Source organism: Paenibacillus sp. EKM212P (assembly GCF_011066115.1).
Lineage (GTDB): Bacteria > Bacillota > Bacilli > Paenibacillales > Paenibacillaceae > Paenibacillus > Paenibacillus polymyxa_B.
Map to the genome: position 1 here is coordinate 1126710 of NZ_JAAMNR010000001.1, position 13282 is coordinate 1139991.

The 13282-nt window shown below is 47.5% G+C and carries 11 protein-coding genes; all 11 read right to left on the reverse strand.

What is annotated here, in order from left to right; translation table 11 throughout:
- Positions 1-2 precede the first annotated feature (2 nt).
- Positions 3-989, reverse strand: a complete 987-nt coding sequence (locus tag G9G54_RS05325) for a TRM11 family SAM-dependent methyltransferase (protein WP_165176483.1) — start codon at positions 987-989, stop codon at positions 3-5.
- Positions 990-1002: 13 nt separating this feature from the next.
- A complete protein-coding gene (locus G9G54_RS05330) occupies positions 1003-1947 on the reverse strand; it encodes an MsnO8 family LLM class oxidoreductase (RefSeq protein ID WP_165176753.1) in 945 nt (314 codons plus the stop codon).
- Between the two features lie 69 nt (positions 1948-2016).
- A complete protein-coding gene (locus G9G54_RS05335; protein WP_061830290.1) occupies positions 2017-3432 on the reverse strand; it encodes a deoxyguanosinetriphosphate triphosphohydrolase family protein in 1416 nt (471 codons plus the stop codon).
- Between the two features lie 229 nt (positions 3433-3661).
- Positions 3662-4573, reverse strand: a complete 912-nt coding sequence (gene nikC / locus G9G54_RS05340) for a nickel transporter permease (RefSeq protein ID WP_165176485.1) — start codon at positions 4571-4573, stop codon at positions 3662-3664.
- A gap of 35 nt (positions 4574-4608) precedes the next feature.
- Positions 4609-5613 (reverse strand): ABC transporter permease, encoded by a 1005-nt coding sequence (locus G9G54_RS05345; RefSeq protein ID WP_069291317.1) that lies wholly within the window; start codon positions 5611-5613, stop codon positions 4609-4611.
- 29 nt (positions 5614-5642) lie between these two features.
- A complete protein-coding gene (locus G9G54_RS05350) occupies positions 5643-7298 on the reverse strand; it encodes an ABC transporter substrate-binding protein (RefSeq protein ID WP_165176487.1) in 1656 nt (551 codons plus the stop codon).
- A gap of 842 nt (positions 7299-8140) precedes the next feature.
- A complete protein-coding gene (locus tag G9G54_RS05355) occupies positions 8141-9106 on the reverse strand; it encodes a glycoside hydrolase family 25 protein (RefSeq protein WP_165176488.1) in 966 nt (321 codons plus the stop codon).
- Between the two features lie 157 nt (positions 9107-9263).
- Entirely contained in the window at positions 9264-9710 is a 447-nt protein-coding gene (locus G9G54_RS05360) for a phage holin family protein (protein ID WP_023987387.1), read from the reverse strand.
- 87 nt (positions 9711-9797) lie between these two features.
- Positions 9798-10064, reverse strand: a complete 267-nt coding sequence (locus tag G9G54_RS05365; protein ID WP_165176490.1) for a hypothetical protein — start codon at positions 10062-10064, stop codon at positions 9798-9800.
- 19 nt (positions 10065-10083) lie between these two features.
- The gene (locus G9G54_RS05370; RefSeq protein WP_165176492.1) at positions 10084-10695 is read right to left on the reverse strand and encodes a hypothetical protein; all 612 of its coding nucleotides are present in this window, start codon (positions 10693-10695) and stop codon (positions 10084-10086) included.
- Between the two features lie 12 nt (positions 10696-10707).
- Positions 10708-13281: a hypothetical protein gene (locus G9G54_RS05375; protein ID WP_165176494.1), complete on the reverse strand. Its 2574-nt coding sequence runs from the start codon at positions 13279-13281 to the stop codon at positions 10708-10710.
- Between the last annotated feature and the right edge of the window lies 1 nt (position 13282).

The window sequence follows — 13282 nt, forward strand, 5'->3', positions numbered from 1 at the left end:
CACTACTTACAGATCCAGATTTCCCGACTCATACCTGTCTTATGTATGCGGCATTGCTCCGTAAGGGTCCAGCCTGACTCGGATAACAATGTTTCCATCGGCTCCGTGCTCACGACCACTGCCCACGCGGCCAAGCGTCTCAGACTGCGCAGCATTTTCTTTTGTTCATCAGCCGGGAGCACGGAGCACAGGTTATAGGGCATATCCAATATGGCCGCATCGTATGTGCCTTCGAGCATATTCATATCCCCGAGCTTCACTAGATCTTCTTCATAACCAAAATGGCGCAAATTCACTCGTGCCCCACGCACCGCCAACGGGTTGATGTCACAACCGCGAATATCCTTTCCCATACTCAATGCCTCAATCATTACATTACCCATACCACAACACGGGTCTAGCAGTTTCAATGAGCCTGACTTTCCCTTTGCGGCTGTTAGATCCGTTGCTGCCAAATTCACAAGTGCTCTGGCTACTAGAACAGGTAGTCCAGTAGAATAATTTTGCGGCTTCTGACGACGCTCCTGCCACGATCTGTCGCTATAGTGACACATGCCCAGTAGCCACCGTTCTCCTATCCGAACAACACCAAGGGTGACATCCGGTGTCTTCATTTGCGCCTGGCCATGAATGCGTGCACCAATTCGGCGTTCGATCCCGCGCCGCTCATCATAGTCGGCCTCATGGTTACCTTCTTTAAGGCACAATACCTTGAAAGTCTTTCCTTCCTCAAGTTGTAACATAGAAGCTGCTTCGCATAACTCTTCCAGTGTTCCCGCATCTGTCATTACATCCAGCCGAAGATGAATAAACGGGCTCGTCCCCGGCTCCAGCCGCCGATGGGACAACAGGATGGAGTCCTGCACGGGCGGCTGACCGAACAAGCATTTCAATTCCAAAAGACACAACTCACGCTCGGTTTCATGACACGCATAGGTATATATGTAGCTTGGTTTCATTTCTTCGATATTCGTTTTCTGTTTATTCATGTCATATCTCTTTTCATTTGGAATCAAGGCTAGAATTTACAGCCTCCGCTATTAGACGGTAGGAGTGCAGCCGCTGCTCATAATCGGGAATCGGTGTGACCAACAGAAACTCATCATTATCATATTTGATCTGCAAGCCGCGTAACCGTTCGGCAATATCCGACGGCGTTCCCACTAGCCAGCTGGCTCGCGTTGCCGGGTCGCCCAATGAAATCTGAGCAGCCCATTGCTGCGCCAGCTCATTCGTCAAGGCACATACTGCGCCTACAGCCACCATGGTACGTGGCTTGTCTATCCGATTGGATGGCTGAAAGCTGGAGCGGTAAATGCTTAACATTTCTTCTGTTTGCTGTTCACTCATAAACTGACCGAATACATAGCCTGTTGAATACCGGGCGGCATATTCGGCACTTTTTCGGTTTGTACCTAGCATCCACACTGCTGGCGGCTGTTCAGGCATCGGCCGGGCAAACACTGGCACCTGTTCATATTCGTATGTGCCTTCCAGCAAAGCCAATAGAGCCTCCATCGTCTGTGGCAGCTCCGTCACATGTTGAAGAAAATTACCGCTCAGTGCCATTGAAGCATGAGGTCCACCACCAGGTGCTCTCCCCAGGCCCAATTCCACTCTGCCAGGATATAGAGCGGCCAGCAGATGAAACCATTCCGCGACCTTGACTGGACTATAATGCGGAAGCAAAATAGCACCCGCACCCAGTTTGATTGTCTTCGTCACCGCCCCGATATGCGACAGCAGCACTTCTGGACTGGAGGAAGCCAGCCCCTCCATATCATGGTGCTCCGAGGTCCAGTAGCGTGTATATCCCCATGCTTCTGCCTGGCTCGCTAGTTCACCAGCTCGCTGAACCGCCTGCTCCGGACGGTTACCGGGCAGCAACGGCACCATATCGAGCACACCGAGATTCAACCTTTTTATAGATAAAGACCGAGATTGCATAGACACATTCCTCCCTCCTGCTATCCATTACAAACCAGTTCCTTCTACTATATAAGGGTAATTTAAAGGTCAATCCAGATCATAAATGGAACCCACCTTCAGACCGTATAACTCATTATAAATTTTTTCAGCAAAAGCATCGGTCATGCCTGCAATATAGTCTATGACCATATGCTCCCATGTCCAGATCGGTTTCGCCTTGGCTTGGTCGCGCTCATAGCGCTGGAGCCAGTCGCTTGGAATAATAGATTTGGACGTTTCCGGGTCCAGAAAAGCCAACCACAACCGTCTGAGCATCCACTCACTCCGTTTTTGCAGTCGCTGTACGCGCAGATCGCGGATCATCGTAACCCAAGCAAAGCTTTTCAACACACTCACAGTGCGCAGCATATCCAAATCTTCGCTTCCATCCCGTACGAAGGTCACCTTTTTCCAATTTCCATCATCAATTACACCCAAGCTGCTGACAAACAGGCTGACCCAGTATGCCTTCACTTCACGGCGGGTACGGGAATAATCGTGTTCACACATCGGCATCTTGCCATTCCACACCTTCAAAAATTCGCTCAGCACAGCCGCTACCTTCTGCTCAATCTGAGCCAGTTGCCAGCCTTGCCAGAAGCTATCCTCCAACGTGGTGATTTTCTCCGTAATCAGACGAATTAAATACGGATCATATAAGAAATGCTCGTGCACCTCGATTTTCCCAGCCTTAATCCCATCCTCCAGATCATGCGCAGAATAAGCGATATCGTCGCACAGGTCCATAAGCTGGGCTTCTAGCGTCTTTTTACCATCAGGGATACCCCAATCCTCGCGGATAGAACGTATGTATTCCCACTCATGCAGGTACAACCCTTTTTTGTTCAGAATCCCCGGGTATGGGTATTTGTTGATCCCCAGTAACACAGCGTCCGACAAATTCAAACCATCCACGTTCTCACGCTTCTCCAAAAACATAATCAGTCGGAAATTGTGCGCGTTCCCTTCAAAATGCTCATAAATTTGTCGCTCACGCGCATAGGCCTCCTGTCCACGCTTGGACTCCGGTGTGAAGCCTCCGGCGGAGGATATCTTTTCTACCTTTGTTTCAATCAGTTGATCCAAAATCCCGTCCAGCACCTCTTCTCCCTTGTGTCCGAACGGTGGATGCCCAAAGTCATGTGCAATGGAAGCACATTCTACCACCTCAGGGTCAATGATCAGTCCTGCGTTATCTGCCTGTTCCAGCTCTACTTCGGGATGGCGGCGCAGCAAGCTTCGTGATGCTTCACGCGCAATTTGCGCTACCTCCAAAGAATGCGTCAGTCGTGTGCGGTAATAATCGCCCGTGCCTGCGCCAAACACCTGTGATTTACCCTGCAACCGACGGAAAGTCGGTGAATGGATCAAACGGGAGTAGTCCCGTTCATATGCGGCCCGTGAAGCGTCGCTTCGTGTCTGTTCCGCAAATTGCCGATGCTCTCTCTTGTCCTGCCATGTCATAAAGCCCACTCCCTACGTACTCAATTGGAGTGATTATACATTTTTTTCGCGCCTCAGGAAAGCTCACATGACTTTCAGCTGTAAAAGTTACTTTTAGCGCACTACGCAGTCGGATGGTGCTTTCTACTCCAATACAAAAAATGTCATATAAAAAAGGTGGTCCCCAGCCATTTGCTTCAGGCCAGAGAACACCTCTTTACTCAACTTTTTATACCTCATCACTTTTGCTCTAACGCTTTGCCCTCGGGTCCAATACATCCCGCAGGCCGTCTCCCATCAGGTTAAATCCCAATACGGTCAGCATGATAGATACCCCCGGAAAAATAACTGTCCACGGCGCGTTCTGGATATATTGCCGCGAATCGGACAACATTTTACCCCACTCTGGCTCAGGAGGTTGTGCACCCAAGCCCAGAAATCCAAGCGCTGCCGCTTCAATGATGGCCGTTCCGATCCCCAACGTTCCCTGTACGATGATTGGTGTCAGGCTGTTAGGCAAAATATAGCGGAGGATGATTCGTGTATTATTGGCTCCAAGCGCTCTAGCAGAAGTGATATACTCCTCCGTTTTGACACTCAGCACCTTAGAGCGAACTAACCGTCCATACGTTGGCACATTGACAATGGCAATGGCGTACAACGCATTTTCCAATGAAGGCCCTAAAATGGCCACAATAGCAATGGCCAGCAAAATCCCCGGAAATGCCAGTAAAATGTCGAATAGCCGCGAAATGGCCATATCTGCCCATTTTCCGTAAAATCCTGCGATTAAACCTAAGGCTGTTCCTACAATCATTGAACCAATAACAGACAAGAAACCGACCCACAACGAGATTCTGGCTCCATACAGCGTGCGAGTCAGTAAATCTCGACCGAGATCATCCGTACCGAACCAATGCTCCGCAGAAGGAGGCTGCAAACGGCTCACCAAATTTTGCTCTTTATAGTCAAAAGGAGCAATCCACGACGCGATCAAAGCAATGATGACAAAGAAGATAATAATGCTCAGGCCGACGAACGCCATTTTATTGTGACGAAAAGCCCTCCATGCGTCTCTCCAAGGGCCAGTCACGACAGGCAAATGAGCCAATGTGCTGCGTGTCGTCGGTATGTTGTTGGGTTCCATTGAAAATTGTGACATCGGACAAGCTCCCCCTTGAACAATTGGCGACTTGATTACTGATAACGGATACGCCGGTCGAGCACCGCGTACAGCAAATCGACAATCAGATTAATGATGACGAACAGGAACGCTATGATCAGAATTCCGCTTTGAATAACCGGATAGTCACGCGAGCTGATCGCTTCAAAAATGTACCGTCCGATGCCAGGCCAGGCAAAAATGGTTTCTGTCAGTACCGCGCCTCCCAGTAGTGAGCCAGTCTGAAGACCGATGACAGTAAGTACGGGGATCGCAGCATTTTTAAGCGCATGTTTGTATACGACTTGAAAAGATGCCAGCCCCTTCGCCCGAGCTGTACGGATATAGTCCGCATCCATAACCTCCAGCATGCTGGAACGGGTAATGCGCGCAATGACCGCCATTGGAATCGTTCCAAGTGCGATACTGGGCAGGATCAAATGCTTGATGACGGTCCACACCTGATCCATACGTCCACCTATGAACGCATCAATCACGGCTAAATGTGTCACAGCTTCCACTGGATCACGGGAATTCATGCGTCCGATGGAAGGAAGCCAATGCAGTTTATTTGCAAAGATCCACTGCTCCATCAAGCCCAGCCAAAAAATCGGCATCGATACTCCGACCAGGGCAATGACCATACTGACATAGTCAAACCAGGAATTTCGCTTCCAGGCACTCACGATGCCGGCGTTCATTCCGACTACTACGGCAAAAAACATGCTTGCTACTGTCAACTCCAGCGTAGCCGCCAGATAAGGGACCATTTCCCGGGCAATCGGCTGCTTGGTGCGAATGGAATCGCCCAAGTCCCCTTGTGCCAGCTCACCTAAATAGGTCCCATATTGCTGTAACCACGGCTTATTCAGCCCCAATTGCTCACGTAGCGCCTGCTTGGACTGTTCCGTAGCCTTATCTCCCAGTATGGTTTCCGCGGGATCTCCCGGAATGGCATGAATAATGGAAAAAACGATGAGCGTCATGCCCAGTAATACAGGAATCAATATAGCCAGTCTTTTCACAATATATGAATTCATATCAGATTCACCGCCTACTTGCGTTTGGGCTATTCAAAATAAATATTTCCGTACGCTTCCATACCTGCCGGAGAAGGTACAAAACCCTTGAGGTTCGCTTTACCTGCCATCAGCGGGGTGCTATGAACCAATGGAATCCACGGGGCATCCTGTTTAATAATCACTTGTGCTTGTTTATACAGTTCCGCACGCTTGTCCTGATCGACCTCAACCTGCGCCTTCACCAATATTTTGTGGAGTTCCTCATTCACATAAAAACTACGGTTATTGCCTGGAATCGTATCCTTGTCCAGCAATGTATAAAGAAAATTATCCGGGTCACCATTGTCCCCGTTCCATCCCAGCATATACAGATCATCCTTTTCCCCCGCCTTAACATCATCCAGATACGTAGCCCATTCCGGGGATTGGATGTTTACTTTGACGCCTATTTTTTCAAAATCGGCTTGAATGGCCTCAGCCACCTTTTTGCCGTCAGGCATATAAGGACGAGATACGGGCATTGCATAGAAGGTTAACGGCTCGGGAAGCCCGTTAGGAAAGCCCGCTTCCGCTAGCAAAGATTTAGCCTTATCCAGATCATAGGCGTAGTCCTGAATACTATCGTTGTACCCCCATAACGTAGGTGGCATCGGATTGACCGCAGGCTTAGCCTGCCCTGCAAACAATGCATCAATAATAGCCTGCTTGTTCACTGCGTGATTCAGTGCCTGCCGCACCTTGGGATTATTGAATGTTTTTTTCTTTAAATTAAAGCCAATGTACGCCACATTAAAGGAGGGACGTTCAATTTTCACCAATTCGCTATTGCCGTCTAACTGCTTTGCATCATCCGGGTTCAAATCCTCCATCAGGTCAATTTCCCCGTTTTGCAGAGCATTAAATCGTGCGGTATTGTCGGGTATGGAACGAACAATGATCTTAGCCAGCTTCGGCTGCCCCTCTTTCCAATAGTTTGGATTCTTCTCCAGCGTGATGGTATCGTTCCGTTTCCATTCCTTAAATACAAAAGGCCCCGTGCCGACCGGATTACTCTTGAAATCAGCCTTTTTCTCCTGAATAGCCTTGGGACTTGAAATACTAAAGGATGGCATAGCGATATTTTGTAAAAACGGCGCCTGCGGCTTGTTTAGTGTAAACTGGACGCTGTTCGCATCTACCGCTTTAACCTCCTTAATCACCCTACTTCCTTCAGGACCGAACATAGAATCATAATAGTCAAACGAGTCACCTTCAAATTTGTATGGACTTTTCGGATCAGCCCAGCGGTCAAAGTTAAACACAACCGCTTCTGCGTTAAAGTCACTTCCGTCATGGAATTTCACACCCTGACGCAGCTTGAACGTATAGACCAGTCCATCCGGTGATACTTCCCAGCTCTCTGCAAGCCCCGGTTGGATCTCCGTTGTATTTTCCTTATATTCCAGCAGTGTGTCGAACACTTGCAATCCGATTTTTAGCGACTCGCTTTCAGTCACAATGGCAGGATCTAGCGCCACGGAATCTCCGCCGCGTCCATAAATGAGCGTGTCCTGCACGCCCTCTCCTGCTCCGCTTGGTGTTTTCCCTGCCTCTGGCTTTGCTCCTTCACCTGATCCCCCACAACCGGAAAGCGCCAAAACAGCTCCTAGCGCAAGCACCAGCAGAACGGTCCAGATTTTGTGTTTTGCATACTTTTTGCTCATGCAGCAAACCCCTTTCACACCTTATATATTGTTAATTCGTTGATACCGGATGAATGCCAATTCCTTTAGATTGACATGACAAGCTTGTCCTCAAGCTGTGGTCCCAAATTCCGAGTTCATCAAATAGGTGTAGTAGGACAGAAGTGTTCATAATCTAGTGGTGTAAGAGATGCTGTAGGGTAATGAATAGATGTGATGTAATAAATAGAAAGAGGAGTATGTCAGGTCGTGGTGAAAGTGTGATATATACTCACAAACAGTGAATACTATGCTCAAACAAAGTTGATTATTGGATACTTTACTATAAAATCTGGAAGCAGACAAGGGGGTTTTTCATACATTACCATATGTTTTTATACATCATGTCAATTAATATTACAAACCAATTTATACAATCATATCAAATAAATACTCCTGCTTAGGGTCTTCAACCTCCAAGCAGGAGCATGATCTTACCTCAAAAATGTATTCAGCACCAAACCTACAGATACGGCTTGGGCTCCTTTTACGATAGAGAAATGATCGCCAGGCACTTTATGCGTGAACATTTCCCCCTTACAATACAATTCCCATCCTTTATATCCTAATTCCCAGGTATGTTCTGAAATAAACAAACATACAGGGGCCTTTACAGCTCGATCCGGCTGGTAGACATGCTGCATTTTCACCCAATGATTCAACTTTTAAAGCGTTCGAGTTCAGCTTAATGTAGAAATCATGAAGAACATTACTTTACAATAAGTGCAGGCGGTTGCCTTTGAACCGCCTGTCAATTTACGTTTCAGGTGTATGGCTTGGTTCACATGAAAATAATCCCTTCCGGGCATATGATTTGCAAAAGGTCATTTATTTTTTTTAAACACATCCAGACGGTTCAGTACGACCAGTAAGCGATAAAAATCGTAACTGCTTGGCAGTTTCGCATCCACAATCGGGCTTGCCGGATTAAATGCAACAGCGGCAGCCATCGCTTCCTTCGCCCAGGTCGGTACAGGCATAGCCTGACGCGTCTCCAGTTCAGCTACCCGCTGATCCACCTTTTTAATATAAGCGCTTTGTTCATTCAACGTCTGCTTGAGCACATCTTTGCTGTTTTCAAGAGCGGCGATCTGCTGCTGCAGGGCCTTAAATGCCGCTTTTTCCTCTGCTGTCATTGGCTCATCCCCCTCTTCTCCTGCAAATGCTTGGCGTAGCTCGGCCTCTGTTCCGGCGTATACATTCAGGTCAACCGGCCCTTGAATTCCATCAACCCGTCCACTATCGCTGTATTGCCAAAAGTCCCAGTTCTTCCATGCTGTGGTGTCGCCGGGCACCCGTGTACTATAACGTGCAATCCACAGCTTATAACTACCCAATGGCGCTTTGAAATGGGCGGCAAAAGCATTCCCTGTATATACCATCGGCTTACGGCCGCTTACCCGTTCAAATTCTGTTAAAAATGCCAACGCAACCTCATGAATCACGGCCGAGCTAAGCCCTCCCGGATTATTTTCGTAATCCATTACCGCTGGCAAGTCCAGCGCTTTCGCACCACCCACCTGATCCAGCACCTCGGCGAAATGCCTGGCTTCCGCTTTTGCTGCATTTACAGTGGTTGCATCTACAAAATGGTAAGCTCCCAGCAGAATCCCGGCTGCCTTGATCCCTTTTGCATTCGTGATAAATGTCGGATCGACGTAACGCTGTCCTTGACTCGCTTTAATAAATGCAAACGATTTACCATCGGCTCGTACACGCTTCCAATCAATTGTTCCCTGATATCGGGACACGTCAATGCCTTCGGCAGCGTTAGGGCTGCGATTCTGCATAAGGCGTTCCCTCCTTATCATTCATAATGTTGTAGCTCACTTTGTCTCTGTTATCCATATGCTTGGACCATCCATACGGTCTGGGCTTTTCCACTTTTACACCGAAAAAAGGGCAAAAAGGTAGTCTGCCTATTTTGTAGTGGCCATCGGTGGCACTTTATGAAGCTTTATTTTCTTTGTCGGAAGGGTCGGTTGGCTTTATTTTTTCTCCACTCGACTTGGACTCAAAAATAGCTACCGCATTCCGCAAAATATCCGGCATCGGCACTCCCATTCTGCCCACATTTTCAATAATGGACAACAGCTCGTTCGCTAAATAAAAGAAAACGACGGCATCCCGGAAGTAATGTGCATCCCCGAGAATACCGTCGATTAGATGAGCTACCGTAATGAGCAAAAACACGGTAACCTTGCGAAAAATACCGTAATACCCCTGGCGGCTTTTGAGCTCCCCATTAATCCAGGCCGCTGCCCATCCGGTGAAAAAGTCGATCACGACCATCCACCACAGCAACGTCAACATTGTGGTCCACCCCCCAAAAAAATAACCGATCAAGGTCCCCGTGGAAAGCCCAAGCCAAATCTGATCGATCTTTTCATGCATGTTTGTTCCCCCTTTTGAACCTAGGTGTAAAATGAATGCCCTTGGACTGATCCAAGGGCATGAAAACAACAATTTTCATTTTGTTCCCTATACTGTTTTCTTACGGAAAATAGAATTATACCATTTAACCGTTTCTTCCTGTTCATTCGGAGCATCGGTTGATGACGAATTTTCTACGTTGCCCGCTATTAGATCAGAACGCTTGGATAAAATAATCTTCATTACTTGTTCACGTTGTTCTTCATTTAAAGCGTAGCTTCCCATGATCGTTGCTATATCGCCCTCTCCTCGCTCATAGCGGGTGATGCAAGCATGAGCACAAATACGCAATTGAGCCTCTGATAAAGCGGTCATAGTTATGACTTCACCTCGTTTATTTTTGTGTATTTCCAAGCATAAGCTGGGTCAGCGTCACTTCGAGATCTGCAATACGCTGCTTCAATTGATCTGTCTCACTTGGCTGTTGCTCTGCTTTTTGTGTCAGTTCCTTAATTGCTTCCTCACTCAATCCTTCACTCCAGAATGTCGTTGGGTCTCTTCGTTCTGGAGCCATGAATGTCTGAGCAAAATACACAGGTTCATCCCCACGTTCGTTTTCAGGCTTGTTTTGCCATTCATCATGCAGCTTCTGAAACGTTGCCTGAGCCTCCTTGCTAAGTTGCTCGTATGCGTTTTGTGCTTCTAACAGCTTTTGATTATATTCCGCTTCATAGGTCAGCCATCCTTGGATATCAAAACGAGGATGGTATAGACCAGGTGATACTGGAATTCCTACTGTATAACCAGTAAGGATTCTTTCTGAATTGGTTGCATCTATGATACTAGGGCTACTGTCAGTAAGCTGATAAGTGTCTGGCTGCTGATTTGTATCAGATAGCGTAGGCGAAGATGGAGTATAAAAAGGGACGACACCCAAAAAGGCATCGTCCACCAACTCGTCCTCCAGATAGAGGCCGTCTGTATTTACTTTAGGAACTGTTTTCATGTGCTTACCTCCTTATTGTTCTGCTAAAAAAGATATACCGTCAAACCAAGCCCCCCTATTGAACCAAGCGTTTTGCGTAACTACCACGCCTGATGCCTTAATAATAATTGTAGAGTTAAGCGCGTCGTTTGAACCGTCACTTGTTCTCACCCGTATCTCCATGTCTTTTTTGGGCCGATAGCCTGCGGACAGAGTAAAAAGGTGCGTGCCTGGCGGGGTCGCTCCGTCTCGAATACCACCTCTAAACAACACCAGACCTTCCGACAAACGCAAATATTGAACCTCACCTGCCCATCCATTAAGCAAAGTCGGCATAAGCCACGATGGGTTATCCTTGTCCGCTTTCTTATTCTCCAGCACTGACACCCGTGAGTTGGCTTGCTGCACGCTCTCCACTAAGTCAATCAAAATCGTCTTCTCGTTGACTGCGTATGTGCCTGTGAACGGTACGAGGGGCGAACGGTCAAGCATAAGGTATGTGACACTGTAAGCGGATTCTCTATCTTCATCTGATGCATATAGGAGTTGAGCCAAAGCGCCTGCATTTGTAACCCAGCCGTTGCTTTTAGACCACCTCATATCTAAAGCCCCATTTTTATACACCGATAGCATTTGCGTGGTACGATTTTTAAGCAAGCGAGCGCTAAAACTGGCGTTATTTATGTTCATCCTGTTGCCATAGGAAGTTACAGTTTCCGTATATACGTCAGCAGGTTCACGCAGCACAATCCCCGTACCTACTTCAACCTGATTATCGCCCTCGTTAAACGTAAGTTGACCCTCAGATGCGATAGGCTCAACAGTAGACGTAGCAAGTTGATATACGAGTTGGTACGGTGTAAGGCCGTTCAGTGTGTACGCTAAAGGCCCCTCGCTTGAGATTCGATTAAGGTCTTTAACTTCTCCGACATAGGAAGGAGTATGCCTAGCGTATGCCTGCTCGACCCACGCCTTTGTACCTGTACCATCGTACGTAGAACTAGCAGCCTGACCGGATATTTTCATTTTCCAGCCATTGAAATACGCCTTAATATCGTCTGCTGTCGGCGTGTAGTTGTCGCCCCATCCGCTGTCTGTGCTAGATATGGAAATGTCAAAAGCGTCTTTAGTTGCTTGGTTCCTAAAATAAGCATTGTCTGCTGAGGTCATACCGGAATTTTTGTTTAGTTTCTTACCGTCGTATTTTGTAACGTATAGCGCGTCCCAAGCGGATGTGACAGGTAGCCCAGCGGTACCCACAACCTTGTAGCCTGCATAAGATCCTGGTAAAAACCAGGTAAACGATCCATCCAATACAACGCGGTTCCACTTCTTGGACTTGAAGTATTGCCCGTCACGTTCGAACACCGTTTCCGCATTCAGCTCTGTAACTGGATCGGCGTACAGGTCTGTTTGCAATGCCAGTATGGAATCCTCGCGCGGTTTGAATGGTTTTGCTGTGCTACCGATGTTGAGCATAGGATTAGAGATAGTCACCACTGCCGTCGCTGCTCCTAACAAACGAACGTTAATGCTGGTTTCTCCGGTAGGTACGGTAAATGTGACGCTCAATACTCCCGATCCCGTTTTGTCAGCAAGTATAGCCGATTCTGGGTTATTCGTGACGGTTATCCGACCATTAGCATCGGATGATTCAACTGATAGGGTATATGTCTTGCCGGGGACTACTGGAGAAACATTGTGTATTAGCTTATTGTCAGAAGTAACTACAACACTTCGCATATCCGAAATTACGGGACTCCCTTGTTTTGCTGACCACTCGTAAAGCGTTGGTAGTAAGTTCTCGCCGTACCGTATCACATATGGATTACGTACAGGCATTACGCTGTCTACATATGGATATTTGGCAGCTACCTGTTCGGCGGTCATGCTATCCAGCGCAACATATTCTGAAGCGCTAACCTCATAGAGACGAATCGCGTCTGCATAAAAAGCTTGACCCGTTGCTGTGGAAATCGCTGATACTTCCAAGTTTATCGCAGTATCGTTTGCCGGTGCACATTTTGTATAGATTGTTACAAATTTACTCTTATCTATGGATTGCTTGAGCGCCTTATTACCACCCGTAGAAAAGTTTACATAAATATTGTTTGAAGCATTGATGTTTTTAACATCAGCCAGGGCGATATAGTATCTTCCGCCAGTAAGCTTTAACCCGCTACTGTACACGTTATACACGCCGGTGGCGTTCTTTGCAGTGACCTTGATTGATCCCATGCCCTGCGCCTTATTAGATGTATCAACTGCAAGATCGGCTTCCCAACCTAAAAGGCTACCGATTTGGTCACCTGAGCCTACGCGCCCCAACAAATTCACCAACATACGTCCGCTCAGGCCCGTCAGCGAAAACGGCGATGCCTTTTCCGCATGAACAATTTGCACCCCGGGTTCGAGAGTCACTGCCTTACGCTCTGTCGTATCCAGACGCTTCTTGATCTCATTTACACCATCATTCACATCACCTGCGAAATTGTCTACAGCGCGCCAGTTTTGGTCCAAATACTTCTCTAGGTCAAAATACGTGGTTTTGGGCGATGTGCGGTCAATTTGATTTAAACCAAGATTCGGTGTTTTTTCGCTTGCCATG

What these genes read in the sequence shown, in the direction of transcription:
- G9G54_RS05325 (WP_165176483.1), bottom strand. Translation starts at nt 989, where the DNA reads ATGAATAAACAGAAAACGAATATCGAAGAAATGAAACCAAGCTACATA.
- G9G54_RS05330 (WP_165176753.1), bottom strand. Translation starts at nt 1,947, where the DNA reads ATGCAATCTCGGTCTTTATCTATAAAAAGGTTGAATCTCGGTGTGCTC.
- G9G54_RS05335 (WP_061830290.1), bottom strand. Translation starts at nt 3,432, where the DNA reads ATGACATGGCAGGACAAGAGAGAGCATCGGCAATTTGCGGAACAGACA.
- nikC (WP_165176485.1), bottom strand. Translation starts at nt 4,573, where the DNA reads ATGTCACAATTTTCAATGGAACCCAACAACATACCGACGACACGCAGC.
- G9G54_RS05345 (WP_069291317.1), bottom strand. Translation starts at nt 5,613, where the DNA reads ATGAATTCATATATTGTGAAAAGACTGGCTATATTGATTCCTGTATTA.
- G9G54_RS05350 (WP_165176487.1), bottom strand. Translation starts at nt 7,298, where the DNA reads ATGAGCAAAAAGTATGCAAAACACAAAATCTGGACCGTTCTGCTGGTG.
- G9G54_RS05355 (WP_165176488.1), bottom strand. Translation starts at nt 9,106, where the DNA reads ATGCAGAATCGCAGCCCTAACGCTGCCGAAGGCATTGACGTGTCCCGA.
- G9G54_RS05360 (WP_023987387.1), bottom strand. Translation starts at nt 9,710, where the DNA reads ATGCATGAAAAGATCGATCAGATTTGGCTTGGGCTTTCCACGGGGACC.
- G9G54_RS05365 (WP_165176490.1), bottom strand. Translation starts at nt 10,064, where the DNA reads ATGACCGCTTTATCAGAGGCTCAATTGCGTATTTGTGCTCATGCTTGC.
- G9G54_RS05370 (WP_165176492.1), bottom strand. Translation starts at nt 10,695, where the DNA reads ATGAAAACAGTTCCTAAAGTAAATACAGACGGCCTCTATCTGGAGGAC.
- G9G54_RS05375 (WP_165176494.1), bottom strand. Translation starts at nt 13,281, where the DNA reads ATGGCAAGCGAAAAAACACCGAATCTTGGTTTAAATCAAATTGACCGC.